Below are 22,353 nucleotides of genomic sequence, written 5' to 3'. Positions count from 1 at the left end.
TAAACTGGCAAACGGATGTAGAAAAGAAATATTTCAAAAACTATTGACTTTGACGTTCCGTCATACCGTAGAATGAAGTTACAAAATATCGAAAGGAAGTACAAAATATGAGTAACTTAAAAGTACAGGCCGTTCGTTCTGACGGTATCTACAGAAAAATCATGGAAGCGCCAGTTTCTAAAAAGAATGATATTTATCGCTATGAAATGATGAAGCCTTTTGAAAAGAAATGGGCCTGCTACAATGTGCCAATGAAGGCTGCACAACCGAATGGCTATGATGTTATTATGGCAAGTGGTATGTTAGGCTTTCTTCTGCCGGAAAAAATTGATGAAACATGGTCCGAAAGTATAACACTGTTAGATGATAACCAATTTTGGGATAACTGTCAAAAGTCTATCGTGCGCTCCTTAAAGTGTTTTACTGATGCAGAAATTGAGTTGCCGATAAAAGAATATCTCTATACCATTTTGCTGGCTGATCCAGAGAACCCTTATATGATAATGAATGATAATTACTGTGGAGATGGAGGAATTCCCGGCTACATTTTTACATGGCTTGTTCCATCTGAACACACTAAGAGCAGACTTCCTGTAGCGTTGGCACATGAAACAAATCATAATGTCCGTTTCCAGTTTATTAAATGGCACAATGACATTACTCTTGCTGAAATGATGATAAGTGAGGGACTTGCTGAAAACTTTGCTACTTACCTATATGGTGAGGAAAATGTAGGGCCGTGGGTAAGTAAGACAGATTTGGAAACTTTGAATGGATATATCAAGCCTATCATTAAGGGCGGTCTTGATGTACAGGGCTTAGATAACCTGACAGCATATCTGTATGGTGATGAAATGGCAAAAATGCAAAATTATTTTCCTGTTGGTCTACCCTATTGTGCCGGATATGCTTGTGGCTATCATATGATAAAATACTATCTGGAAAAAACAGGAAAGTCTATCATTGAGGCTACCAAGATTCCTGCTGATGAAATACTGAAAGAAGTGGAGGGATTTTGGGATGAATCCTAAAAAAATGATGATTCACGAGGTTGCAAAGCTGACCGGCATTACGATACGTGCTTTGCATTACTATGATGAAATCGGTCTGCTGGAACCTACCAAAGCAGATAAGACAAAATATCGTTTATATTCTGAAAATGATTTAGAGAAGTTACAACAAATTCTATTTTACCGTGAAGTGGGGTTTTCTCTAAAAGAGATCAAGGCATTATTATCAGCGCCCGTATATAATAAACCTTCATTCCTAAATTTTTCTTGTAGAGCAGAAATTTCTGCATTTGAGAATGCTGTTTTATCGAACGTTGGGGCGGCACCCATGAGTATCTCACATGGAATGTTGCGGAATTTTTTGGTGAAGCAATTAAAGTCTATTGCTGTAATAGCTAATAAACTATTATATCTGTCCAGCGGCAAAAAAGAAAAACGCTGTTGGGCAGCTCCTTTCCCACACTCATATTACATTTTGCTGGCGGCGGCTCTGTTTTCAAAGCCGTCGTCCAGCATTTTGTAATTTTTTATATTACTGCTTTGATTTTTGTGCTTTATACTAAAAAGTGTGCTATCCTATAATAAATGAAAATAGTTAGAGCAGGTGGTGAAACGATGTTTAGGATAGGAGAATTTTCAAAGCTGGTGCAGGTATCTATTCGTATGCTTCGCTACTATGACGAGGTAGGACTTCTGACACCGGCAGAGGTTGACAAGTGGACAGGACACCGACTGTATTCAGTAAAGCAAATACCGCGTCTAAATAAAATTCTGTATCTGCGGGATAGTGGGCTGAATGTCTCGGAAATTGCGCTTGCCCTGACGATGGACGAGCAATCACTTCTTGCGCAGCTCGACAAAAAGCGCATAGAGATAGAAAATACAATACAGGCTGAACGAGAAAAACTGCGGAAGATCGAACTTACAAAAAGTGAAGTGCAGGGTGGTAAAGGAGAACTGCACTATAACATATCCGTTAAGTCAATCCCGGCGAATCAGGTGCTATCCTTGCGGAGAATTGTACCGAATTACTATTCTGAGGGCGACTTATGGAAAGAACTTTCTACTTTTACAGAAGCGCAAAAAATCGAAATAACGGGCAATACATTTTCCATTTATCACGATACAGAATTTCGAGAGACGGATGTTGATATTGAGCTGTGCGCTCCGGTAAAGAAAATGGGAAAGGCAAAAGAGCCATTTTGTTTCCACATGACAGAACCAGTCCCGTATATGGCTTGCACAATGGTCTATGGCGATTTTGCAAATATAAAAGGCGCCTACCTTGCCTTTGCCGAATGGTTGCAGACAAACAGCGAATACAAAATGTCTAACCCAATGCGTCAGATCGTGCATAGAGGTCCGTGGAATGAGAATAACCCTGAAAAATATTTGATTGAGCTTCAAATACCGCTGGAACATGCATGATTGTATAGACTTTGAAATGTCCTGCTAAAAATGCAGGGCATTTTTTATTTTTCCCCATTGCATCTCACATGATGTGAGGTCTTATACTGGTTTTACCAACAAAAGCAAGGAGGAAAAATATGACCTATCAATTAAAAGCTATTGGCAAAGTAAAAAATGATGAAAACGGCACATTTATTCAGTTAGAGCCGGAGTACATTCCCGGACTGCAAGCCTTAGAGGGCTTCAGCCACATCAATGTCTTTTGGTGGTTCAGCGATTGCGACAACGACGCAGACCGGAATGAATTGCAGACAGAACAGCCCTATAAAGGTGCACCCGAAGTCATGGGTGTATTTGCGACACGATCTCCTTCTCGTCCGAACCCTATTGCATTAACAGCGTCCGAAATTATTAACATTGATTTCACCAACGGCATAATTCGTGTTACATTCATTGACGCAAATGACAATACGCCCGTACTTGACATCAAGCCCTACACACCGAGTTTTGACAGAGTTGAAACGCCCGGTGTTCCCGTATGGTGCAGCGAATGGCCGAAAAGCACAGAAGCGTCCGGCTATTTTGATTGGGGACAGGTGTTCAAATTTTAAGAGGGGGTGGCTTATGAAATTACAGGATTATGCGCAGAATAAGCCTGTTCTTGAAACGGATCAACTTATCCTACGCCCTCTGCGAAAAGAAGATGTTTCAGATTTGAAAGAATGGTTGGGTGACAGTTCCATTTATCAGTATTGGGGAAAACGCCCCGGGAAAAGTGACTTAAACCCGGAATTGCTTTTTCAAAAGCCGGAGAAACCCACAAAAAGTTTTCATTGGGGTATTGTTCACAAACAAGATTATAAAGTCATCGGGGATATGTGGGTGTATCTCATTGAGAATGACCGCATGGCAAAAGTAGCATTTCGCCTTTCTCCTGCCTATCAAGGCAACCGACTTATGACAGAAGCACTGGCGAGAGTAGCTATCTTCTGCTTTGAAGAAACAGAATTGCAGCGTCTTTGGGCCGATGTTCACATCTGCAACATTGCGTCATTCAAGACTCTTGAAAAAGCGGGCTTCAAGTGTGAAGGGCTTATTCGTGAGGGAAAAATGGTAAACATCTACTGCGATTATTATTTATATGGCATGACAAAAGCTGATTACATTGAAGTGATGGATAAATTCCAGCACCACAGCCGGAACAGTCCGTGATCCCCGTTATGGGCAAGGATACTCCAGCCCGGCCTGCGCCGCAGGCTGAGGCCGAAATAGTGGAGAAATCCCCCGCGCTAATACCGGCGGTATGTATAGTGCTGGTCAGTCATGTGGCAGCAAGTGCTGCGGCAACTATATCGGAAACGATACTCGTAAAGAATAAGGAGAGCGTGAAAGCATAACGAAATTTTAATGCTTACTGCCCACAACACTATATTTTCTATTTATATACAAAGAATGATAGCGCATGATTCGACATGCCTTGGGGAAGATAGCAACATTATGTAAGAAAAAGTGATGCGCATGAGCTATAATGATATAATTAGAGTAACTTCGTGGAGGTGACTTATGGATAACTCTGATAGCAGAATTGTTTTTGACGAAAAATTGAAGATAGAGGTACTAACACTGACAGGAATGATAGAGAATCTGCCACCGCATTTCCATGATTACTATGAATTAGGTTATATCGAAAGCGGAAACCGACGGGTAATCTGTCAAGGCAAAGAGTATACAGCAGAAAAAGGTGATCTGCTCCTGTTTAACCCCAATGACAACCATACCTGTTTAGAGTTGAAAAAGGGACTGTTGGATTTTAGATGTTTTCACATCACGACTGAGCGCATGGAAGAATTGGTGCTGGAATGTATAGGATATTCCATATGTCCATATTTTGAACCGCAGATTGTTCACCAGAGCGATCTTATTCCGCAAATAAAAGAGTTGATTGACTTGATTGAAAATGGATCGTATTGCGATCTGCAAAAAGAAGAACTGCTTTATATGATCATCGGCGATTTGGTCGCAGGTCATGCTCAATCACTGGAATGCGAACAAATGGAAATTTCGGATAGTATAGAACGTGCCTGCGGGTATATTGAAAAACATTATGCCGCAAATATTTCATTATGCGATTTGAGTTCCTTTACCGGATTTAGTAAGTACCATTTTATTCGTATGTTTACGAAAGAAAAGGGCATATCCCCTTATCGTTATATCGAATGTATTAAAATGACAGAGGCCAAAAAATTGCTGAAGGCCGGGGAAGACTTATCAAATATTACCTATCAGCTTGGATTTAGCAGTCAGAGTCACTTTACTAATTTTTTCAAAAAATATGCCAGAGTGACTCCGAAACAATACAGCAAACTTTATAACGCTTAAAATGATTCTCTACAAAACTTGTATCAGCAAAATAAAAGAATGAATACCTGCATTGACGGAGGAGGTGATAACATGGGAAATTAGCTGTATTTGATATATCTGAATCGGGCGGTAAAATTGCAGAAAAACTGCTTGTGCTGTTAAATACCCGTCAGAGGCAGGAGTTAGTAAATTATCTTCTTGCTTCAAAAGGGCAACAGAGTAATCCGGCCGACAGCCCATGTGATATTCCCGAAACTTATAGGGTGCAGGCAGCCATTGAGGAACCTTTTACAGAGATTCGCATGGGGGATTTATATTTCTGCCAGGAGCAGCGGCTTGTATGTATGGGCGGACAGGTAATTGAATTAACCGCTAAGGAATTTGACATCCTTGCTTTGCTAATTACGCACCCGAAGCGGGTATTTACCTATGAGCTGATTATGGAATTGGTCTGGAATGAGGATCATTCTTATTACTCTCGCAAGGCAGTCAATAACCATGTAAGCAATCTGCGGAAGAAACTGAAAATCGCGCCGGATTCCCCGGACTACATCAAAAGCGTTGTCGGCGTTGGATATAAATTTGAAGTGCCGTAAATGACTATGGAATCAGATGACAGTTGGATACATCTAAGGTGTGGCTGCTATATCTATCTGTTTCGCTTAATGTAAGGAATCGTCAAGATTAGGAATGCGTTGTCTTGACGATTATCTATCATTATGCTGATAATGTAACAGCGTTTTGGTACATAATAAAGATAGATAGTTTGTGCAGGAAGGAGCAATGCAATGAATGAAAAAATTTTAGTGGTTGATGACGAAAAAGAGTTGGCAGATTTGGTTGAAGTCTATCTGAAAAACGATGGATATACCGTTTATAAATTTTACAATGGTACGGATGCGTTAAGGTGCATTGAGTCTATCCACTTAGATTTAGCCATATTAGATATTATGCTCCCGGATATTGATGGCTTTCAAATTTGCCAGAAAATCCGGGAGAAATTTTATTTTCCTGTGATTATGCTGACAGCAAAAGTAGAAGATGGGGATAAAATCATGGGGCTGTCCGTTGCGGATGACTATATCACGAAGCCGTTCAACCCACTGGAAGTGGTTGCCCGCGTGAAAGCGCAGTTAAGGCAGTATATGAGATACAGGCAGCCGCAGATCAAGCAGGAGGATGAATGCAGCGAATATGATATAAGAGGAATGACAATCAGTAAGAAAAGCCATAAATGTATCTTATTTGGAAAAGAACTTCAGCTGACGCCGACAGAGTTCTCGATTCTCTGGTATCTGTGTGAGAACCAGGGGGAGGTTATCTCAACGGAGGAATTATTTGAAGCGGTATGGGGAGAAAAATACATGGATAACAATAATACTGTTATGGCCCATATCGGCCGGCTCAGAGAAAAAATGAAGGAACGGGCAAAAAACCCGAAATTCATAAAAACTGTGTGGGGAGTGGGATATACCATTGAAAAATAGAAAGAAAACAAATTTTGAAAATGACTATTTGCTTTTTGAAAACAGATTATTCATGAAGATGCTGCTGATGATGGTATGTTCCCTTCTGGTTATAGCAGGTGTTTATCTGTTTATTTTAAAAGACAATTTTGCAAATGCCGTAGTTTATATTTTAGAGCATTTTATTTACCACGACCGTGATGAGGCCGCAGTCGTCTACCTGAAAACCTTCAAGAGGTATGAAATCTGGCTTTTCCTGCTGGCGATTTTGGGCGTGTTTTTTGTGGTTTTTCGTATATTTGTGGGCAATGTTTCAAAATACTTCAAGGAGATTAACCGTGGCATTGATTCTCTTGTGAATGAAGATGCCCACGATATTGCTCTGCCGGCAGAGCTGGCGTCAACAGAAAGAAAGATCAATTCCATACGGCATACCCTGACGAAAAGAAAAACGGATGCCGAGCTTGCGGAGCAACGGAAAAATGACCTTGTTATGTATCTGGCCCATGACTTAAAAACGCCGCTTTCATCGGTGATCGGTTATTTGACACTATTAAGGGATGAGGGCCAGATTTCCGATGAGCTCCGGGAACGGTATTTATCTATATCGCTGGATAAGGCCGAGCGCCTTGAGGATCTGATTAACGAATTTTTTGAGATCACGCGGTTCAACCTTTCCAATATAACGCTTATATACAGTAAAATCAATCTGACGAGGATGCTGGAACAGTTGGCATATGAGTTTAAACCGATGCTGGCCGAAAAGAACCTGAAACTGGAATTTGAAATGCAGCCGGATATTTTTATTTCATGCGATGCAAATAAAATGCAGCGTGTATTTGATAACCTGCTGCGAAATGCTGTCAGCTATTGTAACGCAGACACGAGCATTAAGATAGCTGCAGAGCAGATAGAAGATCATGTTTCAATCAAAGTCATGAATGAGGGAAATACCATCCCGCAGGAACGGTTAGAAAGAATATTTGAGCAGTTTTACCGCCTGGATGTATCACGAAGCTCTGCAACGGGCGGAGCCGGTCTGGGACTTGCCATTGCAAAGGAGATCGTTGAACTTCATCACGGGCAGATTACCGCCCGAAGTGAGGACGGTTTTACCTGTTTTGAGTTGTCATTGCCGGTCGTAGGAAAATCGTAAGAAAGTCCGTTAAAAATCATATATTATCCGCAAAGGAAAGCGAAAACATAAATCGCTCCATTCTGATATGCTATATATCGGGTGGAGCGATTTTTTTTACTTCCAGAAAGGAGTTTAAGATAACGATGGAATATCAAAACAATAACGGAAACTACGACAACAGGAACAGGAGAAAATCAAAAAAGAAAAAAAGAGTCTATTACAAAGCTGTATGTATTGTGCTTTGTTTACTTATAGCCGTTGCAGCATTGGGAATTGTGAATCTGATAAGGAGTGGCAAAGAATCCCCTATCCCCGAGAAAAAAGTTACTCAAAACAATGAATCTTTTTCTTTGGGGGATAGCGGACAAAAGGAAACGGTTTCACCCATCCTTGACTCTGATAATGCTCTTTCCGTGAATGTCACAGCAGCCAATGCGATTGTAATCAATACTGATACCAATGCAACATTGTATCAGAAAAATGGTACAGACAAAATTTCACCGGCCAGCACGGCTAAAATGATTACAGCTTTGACCGTATTGGACTACTGTTCCCCGGACGATGAAATGAGGGTAGGCGCAGAGATCGAAATGATGCATGATGATTCGTCAAGAGCATGGCTTATGAAGGGTGATACTCTGACCGTCAGACAGCTCTTAATTGCCCTTATGCTTCCTTCCGGCAATGATGCAGCGTATACGCTTGCAGTGAATACGGGAAAGAAAATTGACGGGGATAAGGGCCTGTCTGATACACAGGCTATTGATGTATTCATGGATAAAGTAAATGAGAAGGCAAAACAGCTTGGTGCGAAAAACTCGAATTTTGTAGTGCCAGACGGATATGACGCTGATGGACAGTATACCACGGCCTATGATCTTGCCATTATTGCAAAGGCATGTTTGGATGACCCATGTATTTCCGATATCGTGGCAACCTATTCGTCTTATGAAAGATGGACCAATGGCCGGGAGGTCACATACAAAAATACAAATGAACTTCTCAATCCAGACAGCAAATATTACCGGCCTGAAGTGATCGGTCTAAAAACGGGAACCAGCAGTCGTGGCGGCGCCTGTATCATTTCAGCAGCGGTCATTAACGGAAACACCTATATCTGTGCAGTCATGGGGTCAACTGAGAACGACAGATTCCAGGACAGCGTTGATATTATTGATGCAATTAAATTGCAATGAACAACTAAGGAGTGAAGCAATGAAGAAAGAGATGAATATTACTGTTTTTGGATGTGAGCCGGATGAGGCGGCGGTTTTTAATAGACTTTCCTTTGAATTTGGCGTTACGGTCTCACTCATAAGAGAAGCAGTATCAGAAAACAATGTAAATTTAGCTGATGGATGCCAGTGTGTCAGCATAAGCCATAAAGCGGAGCTGTCGGAATCCCTCCTTCTTGCGCTGAAAAACGCTGGCGTAAAATATATCTGCACCCGGAGTATCGGTTTTAACCATATTGATATACAGGCAGCCGGACAAATGGGAATGACCATTGGCACAGTAGCTTACTCGCCGGGGAGTGTCGCCGACTATACCATCATGCTGATGCTTATGCTGATGCGTGGAACAAAATCCGTAATGCACAGAGCAGAAACACAAAATTATTGCCTGAATGACCTTCGAGGCAAAGAATTACAGGATATGACGGTTGGCGTGATAGGAACCGGACGGATCGGACAGGCAGTTATGGAACGCCTGAAGGGATTCGGTTGTACGGTGCTGGCGTATGACTGCAATCACAAAGCCGGAGCAGACTATGTTCCATTATGTGAGCTGCTGCAAAGCAGCGATATTATTACACTCCATGTTCCGCTGTCAGAAGATACTTTCCATATGATTGGCCGTGAGCAATTAAAAATGATGAAGAAAGATGCGCTTCTTATCAATACGGCACGGGGCGCATTAGTGGACACAGAGGCATTGATAGATGAGCTGGAGGATGGGAGAATTGGAGGCGCCGCTTTGGATGTACTGGAAGGTGAAGAAGGAATTTTTTATTATGACTGTACGCAAAAGGTGTTGAAACATCCCTTTTTATCAGCCCTCCAGAGGATGCCGAATGTAATTGTTACGCCGCATACGGCCTACCATACGGACCGGGTGTTAGTTGACACAGTAAGCAATACGATTCAGAATTGCCTGAATTTTGAAAGGAGTCTTGGAAATGTATAAGATAAACGTTGCGGTCCTGTTTGGTGGCTGCTCGGAAGAACATACTGTATCTATAAAATCGGCAATGGAGCTTGCCGCAAACATGGATACGGAAAAATATCAGCCTTTTTATATCGGCATCACAAAATCCGGCATTTGGAAATTATGTGAAAAACCTTGCCTGGATTGGGAGCGATATGCAAAATATTCAGTCGTCTTTTCGCCGGGGAGAAATACGCATGGGCTGCTGATACAAAAAGATGCGGGATACGAAACCCAACTTATAGATGTGGTGTTTCCAATGATTCACGGCAAATTTGGGGAAGACGGCTCAATACAGGGTCTGCTCGAATTATCCGGGATTCCCTATGTTGGCTGTGATATTCAAAGCTCTGTGATTTGCATGGACAAATCGCTTGCTTATACCACTGTAAAAAATGCAGGTATTGAAGTTCCTGATTTCCAGATTATTCAGGACGGCGACAGCCCGGAAACAGAGAGATTTGGTTTTCCTCTTTTTGTAAAACCTGCACGCTCCGGCTCTTCTTTTGGAGTAAATAAAGTAGAGAAAGCGGAAGATTTATGCGCGGCCATAAACGAAGCAAGGCAATACGACAGAAAGGTATTGATTGAGCAGGCGGTTTCCGGGAGTGAGGTCGGCTGCGCTGTATTGGGAACCGGCACAGATCTGATTGTTGGTGAGATCGATCAGATCAGTCTGAAACACGGCTTTTTTAAGATTCATCAGGAAGCACAGCCTGAAAAGGGATCTGAAAACGCAACGATTCAAGTTCCGGCTGACCTGCCGGCAGAGGTAAGGAAACGGATTCAGGAAACGGCTAAGAAAATTTTTCAGGTACTGGGCTGCAGAGGACTGGCCCGTATTGATTTGTTTTTGCGGGAGGATGGGCAGATTGTGCTCAATGAAGTCAATACCATGCCCGGCTTTACTTCGTACAGCCGTTATCCCCGCATGATGACTGCGGCCGGCTTTACCCTTTCGGAGCTTATTGATCGTTTGATTGAACTGGCGCTCAGGAGGTAGACATGATGAAACAGAATTTTATTTTTTTAGACGAAATGCTGCCTGGCATTCGTTGGGATGCCAAATATGCCACATGGGATAATTTTACAGGCAAACCGGTGGACGGATATGAGGTAAACCGTATTGTGGGAACAAAAGAGTTGGGAGCTGCTTTACGCAAAGCTCAAAAACTTGCCAGGAAACAGGGATATGGGCTGCTCTTATGGGATGGTTATCGCCCTCAGCGTGCCGTGGATTGTTTTCTGCATTGGGCGTCACTACCGGAGAATAATCTGACGAAAAACCGGTATTACCCTAATATAAAGCGGAATGAAATGGTGACAAAGGGATATGTGGCCTCACAGTCCAGCCATAGTCGCGGAGGTGCGGTTGATCTCACGATTTTTTATATAGGTACCGGTACGCTTGTTCCTATGGGCGGAGATTTTGATTTTATGGATGAACGGTCCCATCATGCGGCAAGTGGATTGACAGAGGAAGAGTCAAGAAATCGGGATGTTCTAAGGCATATCATGGAAAGCAGCGGATTTGAAGCCTACTGCAATGAGTGGTGGCATTATGTTCTGGCAGATGAACCGTACCCAAATACATATTTCAATTTTTGCATTGCATAGCAGGATTGGCTTGAAGTAATCTTACAGAGACAAGCAGCGTAAGGTATTTCAAGTTTTTATATAGAATCACGATTTCCTGTATGTTCGTGGGTAAAATATAGAAAAATGATATACAGGAGGTCTATGATCATGAATCTAATAACAATGCAAAAGATACAGGCGTTTAAAGAAAGCCTGTATCTGAATGAGAAATCCAAAGCGACTGTGAGCAAATATCTCCAGGCCGTTCGGAAACTGGCGGAGTATTTGCGCGGGGAGGAACTTACCAAACCCCGGCTTTTGGAATACCGGGAGATACTACAAAGCCGGGTGAAGGCTCAAACTGTCAACGGTGCCCTGTCGTCCATCAACGCTTTTCTGGAGTTTTGCGGTTGGCAGGACTGTAAGATAAAGCTCCTAAAGGTACAGCGGAAAGCATTTCTGGATGAGACGCGGGAGTTATCTGAGGCGGAATACAAACAGCTCTTGGAAGCGGCTCAGGCCAAAGGAAATGAGCGGTTGTATCTGGTGATGCTGACCATATGCGGCACAGGCATCCGGGTCAGCGAACTGCAATATATTACAGTGGAAGCGGCCCAAAACGGAAGGGCAGAAATTTGCATGAAAGGGAAAAACCGCACCGTTCTTCTGCAAAAGGGGCTGCGCGGCAGGCTGTTGAAATACGCAGAGGAGCTGGGCATAGACAATGGCCATATTTTCCGAACCAGGAGCGGCAGGCCCCTGGACCGGACGAATATCTGCCATGATATGAAAAAACTCTGTGCCAGCGCCAGAGTGGATTCCTGCAAGGTGTTTCCTCACAACCTGCGGCACCTGTTTGCCCGCAGCTTTTATGCCATTGAGAAGAACTTGGCCCATTTGGCGGACATCCTTGGACACAGCCGCATTGAGACAACACGGATCTATGTAGCAGTCAGCGCCGCAGCTCATGAGCAGATTTTGAACAAAATGAGACTCATTTTATAAAAAAACCACAGATTGACTCATCTGTGGTAAATGCTATCACACCTGTACCGCAAAGTACGCTACAAGTACATATAGTATAGCGTAAAGTTCTTATGTTTTCAAGTGGTACATAAGTAAAATCAAGGGAAAATCCTACATAAAATAATATTTGCGCATGACAAGAAAGCCTGCATCTGCTTTTTTATATGCAGGCTTTTTTGTTGTGGCAGAAAGGGCGATTTGCAGTCAGGGCAAATCGTCTTTTTCTGTTTTCCGTATGAATTTTCGACCTGTAGTTATGCCAAAGTTACCACAGATGAGTCAATCTGTGGTATTCAGTCGTATGTTGGGCAAAGCTGGCGGCAGGCACAGCAACAAACCGCCGCCAAAGGAAGGCAGGTAATCGTATGGATTGTAGACTGAAACCGACTGCAAAAACAGGGAAGGTTTCTGCACTTAATACAGAGGCTTATGAGATACTGCTGAATGTGTCTCAAGCCTGCAAGATAGAACCTCTGCCTAATTGCCATGCATACTTTGAAAAAGGCGAGCCAGAAAGCTTTTCGGGAAGGAGGTGTATGAATGGGGTGAAAACAGGTGCAATGGGTCTGCTGGATATCCTGGCAGCCAAAAACGGCTGTATGTATCTGTCCAATCTGGCGGGAGCGGGATCAAATATGTTTTTGTTCCACCACCTGTATGAAATTAGTGCGCAGGATTTTAGCCTGCGGGAGTGGGAGGACGCAGTTTCCTATCTGACCGGGCAGAACCGAACCTTTGCAGACCCGGAACAGGCGAAACAATATTTATTCGGATGCACGTTGAACCAGCGTGCAGAAAACCATGAAAAGAGGTAAACACTATGAAACAAGCAAAAAAGAGCAGACTGCTGGCCATGCTGCTGGCGGTTATCATATTGCTGAGTATGCTTCCTACCGTGGCTTTTGCGGAAGAAAATGAAAGCAAACTGGCGGAGCAATGCACCGTCACCGAAGGCTGCACGCTGGAGGAGGGGCATGAAAGAGAGTGCGCTTTTGCAGAATCTGAAACGGAGTCTGCTGCAGAGCTGGCAGAAGCAGAAGATACAGAAGAGGCTGTTGAAGAACAAGTAGAAACTTTATCAGAAAGTGGAATCACTACGTTTGACGAACTGATTATGGCTATCAATAATGTTGAGAACGGTGGAACTGTTACACTTGCGGGCGATATTGCTGGTAATGTGGAGGTCTCGTCAAATAAGCAGTTTACATTGGACCTAAATGGAAAAACATTAAACGGCCAGATCAAAATCAGTAATGCAGATGCAAATGTATCTATTCAAAATGGTACAGTTACTCATAACGGAGAAAATTTAGCAGCTGCAACAATTTTAATATCAGCAGGGAAAGCAATACTTTCAGATAATCTGACAGTTAATGCAACTTCAACTAGTGGTAAATCAATTGCAATTGCTGTTGTATCTACTGGTGAGTTAGAAGCCAATGGGGTTAATGTGGGCTCTAATGATTGGGGTATAGGATTGTTAAATTCAGCACAAGCAAACCTCACCAATATGAATGTATTGACTGGCGGAAACCCGATTTCTACAAGTGCTGCTCAAAGTGACCCAAGCATGAATGTTACGATTGATGGCGGAACATATAAATGTACTAATGCAAATGGTAACTGGTCTTATGTAGGTATTTACTGGGCAAGTCATGGTACATTGAACATTAAGAATGGTACATTTACATCACTATCACCAGAAGCTGCTTCATTATTTGTGAAAAATGGAACTGTAAACATTGATAATGGTAATTTTACGGGAACAAAGGATGGATTAAAAATCACTTCCGAACAAGTAGACTCCACAGAGATTGAAGTAAATATCAATGGTGGAAATTTTGCAGGCATCAGATCAGGTTTGTATATTAAAACAACTGCCACCGGCAACGCTAAAAATGATAAATTCAGCGTAACTGTAAAAGATGGTGTTTTTGATAATATTTACACAAGTATAAAAGATTTTAGCCCACAAGTATCTTTTGAGGGAGGTTCTTTTATTAAAGGAGATGGATGGTTTTCGGATGAAACAAATCATTGGTATAATCGCAATGACAGCGATGCAATAGCATATAAAGCAGAACACATATTTAAGTGGATTGTTGACAAAGGAGCAACTGCCGCGCAAAATGGCAGCAAGCATGAGGAATGCACTCTTTGTCATTATCAAAAAGCAGCTGTAGAGATTCCTGCACTTGGACATGATTATAAAGAAGAATGGTCTTCTGATGAAACAAACCATTGGCATGATTGCAATGACTGTGATGAAAGAGCAGATAAAGCAGAACATATATTTAAGTGGATTGTTGACAAAGAGGCAACCGCTGTGCAGAATGGCAGCAAGCATGAGGAATGCACCGTTTGCCATTACAAGAAAGCAGCTGTAGAGATTCCTGCACTTGGACATGACTATAAAGAGGAATGGTCTTCTGATGAAACAAATCACTGGCATGATTGCAATGACTGTGATGGAAGAGCAGATAAAGCAGAACATATATTTAAGTGGATTGTTGACAAAGAGGCAACCGCTGCGCAGAATGGCAGCAAGCATGAGGAATGTACCGTTTGCCATTACAAAAAAGCGGCTGTAGAGATCCCTGCACTCGGCGGAAACACGGGCAATCCCGGCAAGCCGAGCGGCGGAAATACAAGCAATTCCGGTAAGCCGAGCGGTGGCAGCCCGCAGACAGGAGATAATAGCCATGTAGCACTCTGGATTTCTCTGCTGGCAGTTTCGTTGATCGGCCTGCTTGCAACACTTTTGGCAATGAAAAAGAAAAACTATCGTGGAAACGGAGAGAAATAATCTAAAGTACGGCGGTGTGGGAATGGCCCCGCACCGCTTTTCTAAAAATTTACAAAAAATAGAATAATATTAGGACAAATCAGGAAAGAAAACAGAATCCTCCCTGGTAGAATTTACTCAGCAAAAGCGGATGAGATCTGCCGCATAGTCAGGTAAATTGTAAGGGAGGAGGGGCTGTGTATATATAGAAGATAGAAAATCTCCTTACATCGTTGTCCGTGGTTCGGTATAAGTCTTACAATAGAATATTGTTTGGCGGCCTGTTCAAAAGCGTAAACAACAAATACACCGATGCCTGGTTTTATATTGGGTATCGGTGCTTTTACGTTATTGCTGTTCAGGATGAAAGGCGAGCCATTTAGCTTCATAAGTATCTAAATAAAACCGGTTTCCATACTCATTTTGAACGTAATGTTTTTTTACCTGATACCAACCGCGTAATTCCGTCCGCAGATCTGAGTCTGGAGAAATGGGTTCCAGCCATATCTGAGTAAATTGCCGGATCTCAGATAAGACAAGAGGCTTTCCGGATGGCAGACTCGGTTCGGAAAACAGCTGTGGCAGCGTAAACAGCTTTTGGGCATCAGAGAACGGAATGGTTTGCCCGTTTGAGAGCATCAGAGTATGATTGATGGTGTTGACCAGCATCCAACCATGCTTCGCGGACCAAACCGGTTTTCCGTGAAAAATTGGAAGCGACTCTGAAGGAACTGGTACAGATTGAACTGAGATTCCCTGCTCCGACCGTCCAAGAAGAAAATCGGTTGTAACGCCGTAGAGATCGGACATTTTCTCAAGTCCTTCAACAGAAGGGGATTTGCGTTCTCCCTCCCATGCACTTAGAGTTGGTTGGGAGATGCCGAGTTTTTCGGCAGCCTCAATTACTTTCAAATTATTAATTTGCCTTGCTTTCTTAAAATATCTCGGCATTTGCCCACCACCTTTATCTTAACAATCAGCTGTTATTCAAGAGTCCAGAATCTTCTTGCTTGCGAACGTTTTCTTCTTCGGCTTTTTGATTCGTGAAAATACTTTTGAATGTCAGTCTACTATGTACATATTATTGTAGATATCGAGAATCGAATCTTTGGAACGGGAAATACCGATATCTGTTAGTCTAATATCAGTTTCACGTATCTGTGCAATAAAGTTTTGGATGTCCTCTCCAACGGAGGATGGTACTGGAATCCTCAGGTCTTCCCGAATTAACGGAAAAAGGCGAAATACATCCAGACGATGCTTCCGAATGTCACGGGAATTCACATGGAATCCCTGCGCCTTTTTGTCTTTGAGATCAAGCCAAGCTTTCATTTTCAAGGGAATGATGTGCTCGGCATCTAAGATGGATATCCCATCCGTGACGGTTCGGCCATCTAAAAGAAAATGATAGTAGTCGTCATTAAGAAGAATTGCGGACAGACTGGATACCTCATCATCAATATGCAGGGGCATGAGATGGGTATCAGGCTGAAGCTCCACATGATTCTGCGGTCTGGAGAAAAGCTCTATCATCTTAGGGTAAGAGGGATTGGCCGGGTCAATGAAGCGGTAAAATTCAGGCTGTCCTGTGCTTCTCTGTCTGGCATGATAGCCTCCGGCTTCTATGAAATCCCAAAATGCTTTTGCAAATTCTGTTGTCAGTGCCTCCACGATAATTACCATGTCGATATCAACGGTCTGGCGGAAGTCAAGACCGGCATCTGACATAAGCAGATCGCAGGCAAATCCTCCAATAACCGTATACTGGTCTGTATAATTGTCGAAATGTTCTCTGAAAATATCTATTCCGTTTACCATGTGTATTTCTCCTTATTATTCCTCATGCTTGATTGGAAGTTCGTGTTTTTCTCTTATATCGTCCAGACCCATTTGAATCCGTTCATTTGGATTATCTTCTAAACTTAACAGCAATGAGATATCATCAACCCGCCCGTTATTTGCCAACAAAATCGGATCATAGCGCCATACTTCAAGAATGTGCCCTCCAAAATCCCGGAAATCCTGCTCAGAGATAATTTCTGCAGACGGGATTTGTGTGCCGGCTTTTTTTGAGATGGCAGTTGCCCCATCCTGTTCGTTTGCCCCAACCATTGAAATATCCGCCAAAGCAAGGATACCGCTTTTGGGCGATGCCGAATCATAGAAGGGGGTTCTGACGTATATAAGTCGTTCTACCGGTGATTTTAAGCGGGGATAACCTTTCTTTAAAAATTCAGGCTTTTGAAAGGATGGAGAAATCCATTTGTTTGTTCCCTCGGTCCTGTAAGTAATAAGGCCGGATACGGTGAGATCATCAATTGCTCTGGTGCAGGTAGCTTTGGAGAGCAGAAGATCTCTGGATATTTGCGTCAAATTGACTGTATCAGTAGTCTGCAAATAATACAGATACAGGAACACGAGCTGGGTTCCGGGCGCCATTTTGTCAGGAACAGTTGTTTCCGCTTTAAATTTTTCCCAAAAGGAACAGCCCCAGAATGGGAGATAAACCTGTTGGGATGGTGAAATAAATGGTATATTGCTTTCAATCAGGTTACGCCGCTGCTTGGATGTTATGTTTTCAAGACACAGCGCACAGGGGAATTCGCATATCTCCTGAAATTTAATTAACTGCTTTTTTAATGTTGGAAGTCTCCAGGAAGAATCAATGGGAGACAGCAGTATACACTGGCTTTTATTCCAGGACAGGCTTTGAATCTTATATCCGTCACGAATATAAAAAGGCGTTTTGGCCGGACAATCAAATTCTGAAACTTTTATATTGTCCCCAAATATCGTTTCCAAAAAATCAAACATATTTTTCCCCCTTTCAAGACTCTGGGAATTTGTTTCATTGAAAAGGCATTATACCACATATAATGAAACATGTCAAATACGAATGAAACAATATGGAGCTTTTAAGAGTCTTTAATTATAAAAACTCGACTTATATATTATGTGTAAGGCGAGCAGGGATTATCAGCCAAACAGTTTTTGTTTTTAAATACAGAACGACCTCGATATAATGCTAATTATATTGAACTCGCAGAACGAATGAGTGGCAAAGTCTGCTCTCAGTTAAACACAATCATAAAGATATCCTGCCTAAATGAGTTAAATATAATCAAATCGGTTGTAGATTGCCTTGATGGATCGTGTAATAACAATGAGGAGGCGAATCAAATGATCGAAGAATTTACTGCTCATCTGCAAAGCTTGGGAAAGTCTGAAAACACAATCCGGACGTACAGTCATGATGTAACGATGTATCTGCATTGGTGCCGGGACAGTTTTGGAGAGGAGCCACAGCTTTTATACCGTGCCAATATTTTGGATTACATTTCCTATATGCGAAATATTCGGGGTTATCATCCGCGTACCGTAAATAACCACCTTTCTTCCCTGAAGAGCCTAAATGAGTATCTGATTATGAGTGGGCGGCAGACGGAAGCTGCTGTGCTGGACAGCGATTTTATGAAAATCCAGATACAGTATGCCAGTCCCTGCACTGTGGAGAAAAAAGATGTAGAGGCATTCCGCCAACGCCTTCTGGAGAGTGGAAGTAAACGGGACTTTTGTCTGGTCACACTTTATGCCTATTCCGGTATGCGGCGGAGTGAATGCGTCAATCTCAAGCTGGATCAGGTTGATCTGACAGCAAAGGAAATCCGGATTGTCGGCAAGGGAGACAAGCACCGCCTGGTCTATATCAATGACAAAATTGTTTACGCGATTCGGGAGTACCTAAAGGTGCGTAATTCGGACAGCCCATATCTGTTCGTCAGCCGCCAGAGTGAGAAGCTGAATCCTTCCCGTATCAACCAGATATTTAACCGATACTCGGATGTCATTACACCGAAGACGCTGCGGCATTATTTCTGCTCCAATGCTCTGGAGAACGGATATTCCATTCACGAAGTCGCCAATCAGGCAGGGCACAGCAATGTGCAAACCACACTCATTTATAGTAACCCGACGGCAAAAGAAATGAAAGACAAAGCCAATCGACTGTGAGGTAAGAACATGAAGATAAAAAGGATTATTTGTACTATACTGATTTTGATATTTGCAAGCGGTATTGTGATAGGTGCCATCCAATTATATAAGCAGCACCGTGAGTATTCGGAAGGCGAGGACTCCTATACTGATATGGACCATTATGTGAAGCTGCCTGAAGAGCCTAAAGAACCTTCCCCATCTCCCACAGATGAAACTGAGTCTGGAGGACGGGAATGGCCGGTTGTAGATTTTGCTTCCCTGCAGGAAATCAATCCGGATATCGTGGGGTGGATTTATATTGAAGGAACAGAAATCAATTACCCGGTTGTGCAGGGCAGGGATAACCAGTATTATCTAAAGCATTTATTCAGCGGAGAGTGGAACGGATCCGGCTGCATATTTCTGGATAGCAGAAACAGATTGGATTTCTCAAATCGACACAGCATCATCTATGGGCATCATATGAAAAATGGCACCATGTTTTCCGGGCTGACGGAGTATAAGAAGCAGGAGTATTATAACAAACATCCCATTGCCCTGTTATTGACGCCGGATAAAAACTATGAGATAGAGATTTTCGGCGGGTATGTGGCCAGCGTTCAGGATAAGGCGTGGGAAGTGGCATTTCCCTCAGACTCAGATTTTACAGAGTGGCTGGATAAAGCCAGAGAGCGTTCATGTTTTACCAGTGAAATTACCCCGGCAGTCACAGACCAGATTCTGACGTTCTCTACCTGCAGTTACGAATTTAACAATGCCAGGTTTGTATTGCTGGGCGTATTAAGGCCGGAAGAGTAACTGATTCAGAGGAAAACAGAGTAATTGATTGAATCAGGAGAATGCTATTACGAAAAATGGTGCAATTCCCTGTTTATTCGTAATGGAGATTGACATTATTCTGCTCTTGAAAATCTGAAATAAATATGCTATACTTTTTACATCAGTATCAGTAATTGCTTTCGAGCGATTAGAGTTTTCCGGTTACACAGTGTCTGAGAGTATATACTTTCAGGCACTTTTTTTGTTTCTTTTGCTTCTTTACTAAGAAGCACAGAACGGGGAGTGCGGAGGCACAAATCCTCCGCCCATCTGTTACAATTTCATATCAGGCCCTCGGGCAATAAAGGCACTCAGAGAATTTCGGTTCTTTGGGTGCTTTTTTTATATAGATCGGAGCTTTTATGGCTCCCCTAATTTTTGTTCCGGGGAGCCTTTCGGCATACCCGTGTATATAGATAAAACCACGCAGGAATGCAGAAAGGAAATGCCTATGATTCTTTATTTGGATGCCAGAACCACCGTCAAGGATTTGATCATTGATTATATTGAGGTGGAATTGGCAAACGGAGAAACTGCATCTCTTAATTGGGATGAAAGCGAAATTGAGCGTACTGGCAATGGTTTCAGTGCCCGATACAAAGGGGTGTGTTTTGGAGAAGTCTATGCCAATGGCAGACTGGAGCAGCTGCAGGATATGAAAATAACCGATATCGGTTTGTATTCTGAAAGCTGTGATCCCCTCAATATCTGTATCACTTCAATGGAGTTTGAAGACGATGGCAGATTGTTGAAGCTTGAAGTTCCCATTTTACATGGGAACATTGTTTGCCAGAACGAAAGTGATGAGGTGATATCATGTTGAAACGTGGAAAATATATCGCCGAACACGATAACGGAATACTTGACCAATACCGGATTGTGATGTCCGTAAGGGAAACGGAGAAGTCATATGTTTTTGAATTGCTTGAGTATGTAAGCCGGTATAGTCCGGCACAGATGGATATGCTGTTAGACAAGAATAAAAGAGTCGTGATTTCAAAGTCCAAAGGTGGCCATGCCATGCGCATATGGAATGACCATGATTTTACACTTTACCCATATCAGGCCGGGATTCCGTTCCATTTTGAATGGGTCGGTGAAGGCGGCAATAAGGAAGGGAGTGTTAAATGTGGTTAAAAAGAAAACATATCAAGATGAGTTGGTTGATGAAATCAAGAATCTGGCGCAGTCACAGGGGTTGAATCATGTCTTTACTACCTTTTTGGAGATTGCAGCAAACTGTATCTCTGCGCAGATGGATCCGTCAAACGCAGAAGAGCGTGAGAAGCGGTATGAGGAGATGGCATCCACGATGGAACCTAAAATCCTTAACTGCTACGCGCGTATGCTTGCTCTGCTTGCCCTTGCTATTTATGAGCATGAGGAGGATCCCTGCGATATTCTTGGCAGTATTTATCATGAGCTTCGCTTAAATAACGAGTGGAACGGACAATATTTTACTCCGGATCATATCTGCCGGTTGATGGCTGAGATTGTAGATCCAGTGGATGAGCATTCAGAAGCGGAAGAACCTATCATGATCAACGAACCAGCTTGTGGCTCGGGTACGATAGTGATTGGTGCAGTATGGGCAATGAAGCGGAAAAATTTCGATTTTCGGCACAAGAGTTTTTTTGTTGCCCAGGATATTGATATCCGCTGCGTGTGGATGGCGTATATCCAACTCAGTCTGTACGGAATTCCGGCTGTGGTCATTCATGGCGACACTTTAGCAATGAAAGAATGGTCCCGGTGGTACACTCCATTGGCGTCAGTTCCTTTCGGAAAAAGGAAATGCACTGCCTATAGCACAGAGGAAGGGGTGGCCAAGATTGGATAATACAGAAAAATCATTGGACGCTTTGACCTTTTCTGATCTTCGGGTTCATTACGGAACCGGACGTGCTTTTCTGGTCAGACAGGAGGGCAGAAAGAAAATTTACGGATACCGAAAAGGCATTAAAACGGATGTGGGAGATCTGGAGGAAAAAGACTGGATACAGCTGGCTTCGGATTTGATTCTGAAAAGTGGAGAGCAGCAGATGCAGAAAAATCTGTTGGAATGGGAACAAGAGCATAATTATTGTCATAGTTCCCGAAAAGAGATGGAGATGACTGCACTGGAACTTCACATGGCCAGAATTTTTGATGATCCGCTCTGGGTGGACTACATCCCGTTCAACCGTAAGTATCGTCCTGAAGTTCTCCATGCCGCCAGACTGGTTTGGGTAAAAACAGAATGCTGCGGGATACCCGGGCAAATCACACAGGAACAGTTGGACAAATCTGCTGGAAATACTTTAGGAATTCCATGCCCCAATTGCGGTCGATGGTCTGCATTCCGGATCTGCTCGCCTAAGGAGGTGAGCGAAAATGGATAGACTGTTTATCATTGTGAAGGGCGGCAGCGTAGAGGAAGTCTACAGCACAAAATCATCAAATGAGCTATATGCGGAGGTTCTTGATTTCGATTCGACAGAAAGAACGGAAGAGGAGGAAAAAGCGCTTCAATTCCGGTATGAGGCAGTTCGGGAACTGATGCACAGAATTGACTGA

At 42.8% G+C, this 22,353-nt stretch carries 27 protein-coding genes; 24 read left to right on the top strand and 3 right to left on the bottom strand.

Annotated elements, in window-relative coordinates:
• Nucleotides 1-107: 107 nt before the first annotated feature.
• The 17 genes from BN6465_RS07440 to BN6465_RS07360 all read left to right on the top strand — a co-directional run bounded on the left by BN6465_RS07440 (nucleotide 108) and on the right by BN6465_RS07360 (nucleotide 15,003).
• Nucleotides 108-1,031, top strand: a complete 924-nt coding sequence (locus BN6465_RS07440; protein ID WP_025641516.1) for a DUF2268 domain-containing protein — start codon at nucleotides 108-110, stop codon at nucleotides 1,029-1,031.
• Nucleotides 1,021-1,533 carry a MerR family transcriptional regulator gene (locus tag BN6465_RS21425; RefSeq protein WP_029467256.1) on the top strand — a complete coding sequence of 171 codons (513 nt, stop codon included), beginning with the start codon at nucleotides 1,021-1,023 and terminating at the stop codon, nucleotides 1,531-1,533. Before BN6465_RS07440 ends, BN6465_RS21425 begins: the two co-directional genes overlap by 11 nt.
• A 92-nt stretch (nucleotides 1,534-1,625) precedes the next feature.
• Complete coding sequence (locus BN6465_RS07430) at nucleotides 1,626-2,438, top strand: MerR family transcriptional regulator (protein WP_025641521.1); 813 nt, start codon at nucleotides 1,626-1,628, stop codon at nucleotides 2,436-2,438.
• A 119-nt stretch (nucleotides 2,439-2,557) separates the two neighbouring features.
• Nucleotides 2,558-3,031 carry an SAM-dependent methyltransferase gene (locus tag BN6465_RS07425; protein WP_025641523.1) on the top strand — a complete coding sequence of 158 codons (474 nt, stop codon included), beginning with the start codon at nucleotides 2,558-2,560 and terminating at the stop codon, nucleotides 3,029-3,031.
• Nucleotides 3,032-3,044: 13 nt separating this feature from the next.
• Nucleotides 3,045-3,632 carry a GNAT family N-acetyltransferase gene (locus BN6465_RS07420; protein ID WP_025641526.1) on the top strand — a complete coding sequence of 196 codons (588 nt, stop codon included), beginning with the start codon at nucleotides 3,045-3,047 and terminating at the stop codon, nucleotides 3,630-3,632.
• 8 nt (nucleotides 3,633-3,640) lie between these two features.
• Nucleotides 3,641-3,817: a hypothetical protein gene (locus BN6465_RS07415; protein ID WP_154670218.1), complete on the top strand. Its 177-nt coding sequence runs from the start codon at nucleotides 3,641-3,643 to the stop codon at nucleotides 3,815-3,817.
• Between the two features lie 166 nt (nucleotides 3,818-3,983).
• The gene (locus BN6465_RS07410; protein WP_025641529.1) at nucleotides 3,984-4,799 is read left to right on the top strand and encodes an AraC family transcriptional regulator; all 816 of its coding nucleotides are present in this window, start codon (nucleotides 3,984-3,986) and stop codon (nucleotides 4,797-4,799) included.
• 134 nt (nucleotides 4,800-4,933) lie between these two features.
• On the top strand, nucleotides 4,934-5,377 hold the full coding sequence (locus BN6465_RS07405; protein ID WP_025641531.1) for a winged helix-turn-helix domain-containing protein: 444 nt from the start codon (nucleotides 4,934-4,936) through the stop codon (nucleotides 5,375-5,377).
• 192 nt (nucleotides 5,378-5,569) lie between these two features.
• Complete coding sequence (gene vanR-D, locus BN6465_RS07400) at nucleotides 5,570-6,268, top strand: vancomycin resistance response regulator transcription factor VanR-D (RefSeq protein ID WP_025641533.1); 699 nt, start codon at nucleotides 5,570-5,572, stop codon at nucleotides 6,266-6,268.
• Nucleotides 6,258-7,403 (top strand): vancomycin resistance histidine kinase VanS, encoded by a 1,146-nt coding sequence (gene vanS / locus BN6465_RS07395; RefSeq protein WP_025641535.1) that lies wholly within the window; start codon nucleotides 6,258-6,260, stop codon nucleotides 7,401-7,403. Before vanR-D ends, vanS begins: the two co-directional genes overlap by 11 nt.
• Nucleotides 7,404-7,528: 125 nt before the next feature.
• Nucleotides 7,529-8,581, top strand: coding sequence for a transpeptidase-like D-Ala-D-Ala carboxypeptidase VanY-D (gene vanY-D, locus BN6465_RS07390; RefSeq protein WP_025641537.1), 1,053 nt, complete (start codon nucleotides 7,529-7,531; stop codon nucleotides 8,579-8,581).
• A gap of 19 nt (nucleotides 8,582-8,600) precedes the next feature.
• Complete coding sequence (vanH-D, locus tag BN6465_RS07385; protein ID WP_025641539.1) at nucleotides 8,601-9,572, top strand: D-lactate dehydrogenase VanH-D; 972 nt, start codon at nucleotides 8,601-8,603, stop codon at nucleotides 9,570-9,572.
• The gene (gene vanD, locus BN6465_RS07380; RefSeq protein ID WP_029467253.1) at nucleotides 9,565-10,596 is read left to right on the top strand and encodes a D-alanine--(R)-lactate ligase VanD; all 1,032 of its coding nucleotides are present in this window, start codon (nucleotides 9,565-9,567) and stop codon (nucleotides 10,594-10,596) included. The genes vanH-D and vanD overlap by 8 nt, the downstream gene beginning before the upstream one ends.
• 5 nt (nucleotides 10,597-10,601) lie before the next feature.
• Nucleotides 10,602-11,210 carry a D-Ala-D-Ala dipeptidase VanX gene (gene vanX, locus BN6465_RS07375; RefSeq protein ID WP_025641541.1) on the top strand — a complete coding sequence of 203 codons (609 nt, stop codon included), beginning with the start codon at nucleotides 10,602-10,604 and terminating at the stop codon, nucleotides 11,208-11,210.
• Between the two features lie 129 nt (nucleotides 11,211-11,339).
• Complete coding sequence (locus BN6465_RS07370; protein ID WP_025641543.1) at nucleotides 11,340-12,176, top strand: tyrosine-type recombinase/integrase; 837 nt, start codon at nucleotides 11,340-11,342, stop codon at nucleotides 12,174-12,176.
• Between the two features lie 386 nt (nucleotides 12,177-12,562).
• Entirely contained in the window at nucleotides 12,563-13,012 is a 450-nt protein-coding gene (locus BN6465_RS07365; RefSeq protein ID WP_025641546.1) for a hypothetical protein, read from the top strand.
• Nucleotides 13,013-13,017: 5 nt separating this feature from the next.
• Nucleotides 13,018-15,003, top strand: coding sequence for an LPXTG cell wall anchor domain-containing protein (locus BN6465_RS07360; protein ID WP_025641547.1), 1,986 nt, complete (start codon nucleotides 13,018-13,020; stop codon nucleotides 15,001-15,003).
• Between the two features lie 327 nt (nucleotides 15,004-15,330).
• On the opposite strand, the gene BN6465_RS07355 is transcribed toward BN6465_RS07360, so the two are convergent.
• The 3 genes from BN6465_RS07355 to BN6465_RS07345 all read right to left on the bottom strand — a co-directional run bounded on the left by BN6465_RS07355 (nucleotide 15,331) and on the right by BN6465_RS07345 (nucleotide 17,796).
• Nucleotides 15,331-15,933, bottom strand: coding sequence for a helix-turn-helix domain-containing protein (locus BN6465_RS07355; protein ID WP_049947325.1), 603 nt, complete (start codon nucleotides 15,931-15,933; stop codon nucleotides 15,331-15,333).
• Nucleotides 15,934-16,044: 111 nt separating this feature from the next.
• Nucleotides 16,045-16,800: a hypothetical protein gene (locus BN6465_RS07350; protein ID WP_025641549.1), complete on the bottom strand. Its 756-nt coding sequence runs from the start codon at nucleotides 16,798-16,800 to the stop codon at nucleotides 16,045-16,047.
• A gap of 15 nt (nucleotides 16,801-16,815) precedes the next feature.
• Complete coding sequence (locus tag BN6465_RS07345) at nucleotides 16,816-17,796, bottom strand: MarR family transcriptional regulator (protein WP_025641550.1); 981 nt, start codon at nucleotides 17,794-17,796, stop codon at nucleotides 16,816-16,818.
• Nucleotides 17,797-18,162: 366 nt separating this feature from the next.
• Between BN6465_RS07345 and BN6465_RS07340 the strand changes: the two genes are divergently transcribed.
• The 7 genes from BN6465_RS07340 to BN6465_RS07310 all read left to right on the top strand — a co-directional run bounded on the left by BN6465_RS07340 (nucleotide 18,163) and on the right by BN6465_RS07310 (nucleotide 22,353).
• Nucleotides 18,163-18,993, top strand: a complete 831-nt coding sequence (locus BN6465_RS07340; protein ID WP_025641551.1) for a tyrosine-type recombinase/integrase — start codon at nucleotides 18,163-18,165, stop codon at nucleotides 18,991-18,993.
• Nucleotides 18,994-19,002: 9 nt separating this feature from the next.
• A complete protein-coding gene (gene srtB, locus BN6465_RS07335) occupies nucleotides 19,003-19,776 on the top strand; it encodes a class B sortase (RefSeq protein ID WP_074017774.1) in 774 nt (257 codons plus the stop codon).
• Between the two features lie 472 nt (nucleotides 19,777-20,248).
• Nucleotides 20,249-20,620 carry a hypothetical protein gene (locus BN6465_RS07330; RefSeq protein ID WP_025641552.1) on the top strand — a complete coding sequence of 124 codons (372 nt, stop codon included), beginning with the start codon at nucleotides 20,249-20,251 and terminating at the stop codon, nucleotides 20,618-20,620.
• Entirely contained in the window at nucleotides 20,614-20,934 is a 321-nt protein-coding gene (locus BN6465_RS20955) for a hypothetical protein (protein ID WP_025641553.1), read from the top strand. The genes BN6465_RS07330 and BN6465_RS20955 overlap by 7 nt, the downstream gene beginning before the upstream one ends.
• Nucleotides 20,927-21,637, top strand: a complete 711-nt coding sequence (locus BN6465_RS07320; RefSeq protein ID WP_029467246.1) for an N-6 DNA methylase — start codon at nucleotides 20,927-20,929, stop codon at nucleotides 21,635-21,637. The genes BN6465_RS20955 and BN6465_RS07320 overlap by 8 nt, the downstream gene beginning before the upstream one ends.
• Entirely contained in the window at nucleotides 21,630-22,178 is a 549-nt protein-coding gene (locus tag BN6465_RS07315; RefSeq protein WP_029467244.1) for a hypothetical protein, read from the top strand. Before BN6465_RS07320 ends, BN6465_RS07315 begins: the two co-directional genes overlap by 8 nt.
• Nucleotides 22,171-22,353: a hypothetical protein gene (locus tag BN6465_RS07310; RefSeq protein ID WP_025641554.1), complete on the top strand. Its 183-nt coding sequence runs from the start codon at nucleotides 22,171-22,173 to the stop codon at nucleotides 22,351-22,353. Before BN6465_RS07315 ends, BN6465_RS07310 begins: the two co-directional genes overlap by 8 nt.

The organism is Bariatricus massiliensis (genome assembly GCF_900086725.1).
Lineage (GTDB): Bacteria > Bacillota > Clostridia > Lachnospirales > Lachnospiraceae > Allocoprococcus > Allocoprococcus massiliensis.
Note: the sequence above shows the minus strand (reverse complement) of the source record. Positions and strands in the feature narration are given on the sequence as shown.

Excerpts from the sequence above, each read along its gene's own strand:
- vanD (WP_029467253.1), top strand. The coding sequence starts at position 9,565 with ATGTATAAGATAAACGTTGCGGTCCTGTTTGGTGGCTGCTCGGAAGAA.
- BN6465_RS07410 (WP_025641529.1), top strand. The coding sequence starts at position 3,984 with ATGGATAACTCTGATAGCAGAATTGTTTTTGACGAAAAATTGAAGATA.
- BN6465_RS07330 (WP_025641552.1), top strand. The coding sequence starts at position 20,249 with ATGATTCTTTATTTGGATGCCAGAACCACCGTCAAGGATTTGATCATT.
- BN6465_RS07355 (WP_049947325.1), bottom strand. The coding sequence starts at position 15,933 with ATGCCGAGATATTTTAAGAAAGCAAGGCAAATTAATAATTTGAAAGTA.
- BN6465_RS07440 (WP_025641516.1), top strand. The coding sequence starts at position 108 with ATGAGTAACTTAAAAGTACAGGCCGTTCGTTCTGACGGTATCTACAGA.
- BN6465_RS07360 (WP_025641547.1), top strand. The coding sequence starts at position 13,018 with ATGAAACAAGCAAAAAAGAGCAGACTGCTGGCCATGCTGCTGGCGGTT.
- BN6465_RS07350 (WP_025641549.1), bottom strand. The coding sequence starts at position 16,800 with ATGGTAAACGGAATAGATATTTTCAGAGAACATTTCGACAATTATACA.
- vanR-D (WP_025641533.1), top strand. The coding sequence starts at position 5,570 with ATGAATGAAAAAATTTTAGTGGTTGATGACGAAAAAGAGTTGGCAGAT.
- BN6465_RS21425 (WP_029467256.1), top strand. The coding sequence starts at position 1,021 with ATGAATCCTAAAAAAATGATGATTCACGAGGTTGCAAAGCTGACCGGC.
- BN6465_RS07415 (WP_154670218.1), top strand. The coding sequence starts at position 3,641 with ATGGGCAAGGATACTCCAGCCCGGCCTGCGCCGCAGGCTGAGGCCGAA.
- BN6465_RS07430 (WP_025641521.1), top strand. The coding sequence starts at position 1,626 with ATGTTTAGGATAGGAGAATTTTCAAAGCTGGTGCAGGTATCTATTCGT.
- BN6465_RS07365 (WP_025641546.1), top strand. The coding sequence starts at position 12,563 with ATGGATTGTAGACTGAAACCGACTGCAAAAACAGGGAAGGTTTCTGCA.
- vanX (WP_025641541.1), top strand. The coding sequence starts at position 10,602 with ATGAAACAGAATTTTATTTTTTTAGACGAAATGCTGCCTGGCATTCGT.
- BN6465_RS07345 (WP_025641550.1), bottom strand. The coding sequence starts at position 17,796 with ATGTTTGATTTTTTGGAAACGATATTTGGGGACAATATAAAAGTTTCA.
- BN6465_RS07420 (WP_025641526.1), top strand. The coding sequence starts at position 3,045 with ATGAAATTACAGGATTATGCGCAGAATAAGCCTGTTCTTGAAACGGAT.
- BN6465_RS07425 (WP_025641523.1), top strand. The coding sequence starts at position 2,558 with ATGACCTATCAATTAAAAGCTATTGGCAAAGTAAAAAATGATGAAAAC.
- BN6465_RS20955 (WP_025641553.1), top strand. The coding sequence starts at position 20,614 with ATGTTGAAACGTGGAAAATATATCGCCGAACACGATAACGGAATACTT.
- BN6465_RS07370 (WP_025641543.1), top strand. The coding sequence starts at position 11,340 with ATGAATCTAATAACAATGCAAAAGATACAGGCGTTTAAAGAAAGCCTG.
- vanH-D (WP_025641539.1), top strand. The coding sequence starts at position 8,601 with ATGAAGAAAGAGATGAATATTACTGTTTTTGGATGTGAGCCGGATGAG.
- srtB (WP_074017774.1), top strand. The coding sequence starts at position 19,003 with ATGAAGATAAAAAGGATTATTTGTACTATACTGATTTTGATATTTGCA.
- BN6465_RS07340 (WP_025641551.1), top strand. The coding sequence starts at position 18,163 with ATGATCGAAGAATTTACTGCTCATCTGCAAAGCTTGGGAAAGTCTGAA.
- BN6465_RS07310 (WP_025641554.1), top strand. The coding sequence starts at position 22,171 with ATGGATAGACTGTTTATCATTGTGAAGGGCGGCAGCGTAGAGGAAGTC.
- vanY-D (WP_025641537.1), top strand. The coding sequence starts at position 7,529 with ATGGAATATCAAAACAATAACGGAAACTACGACAACAGGAACAGGAGA.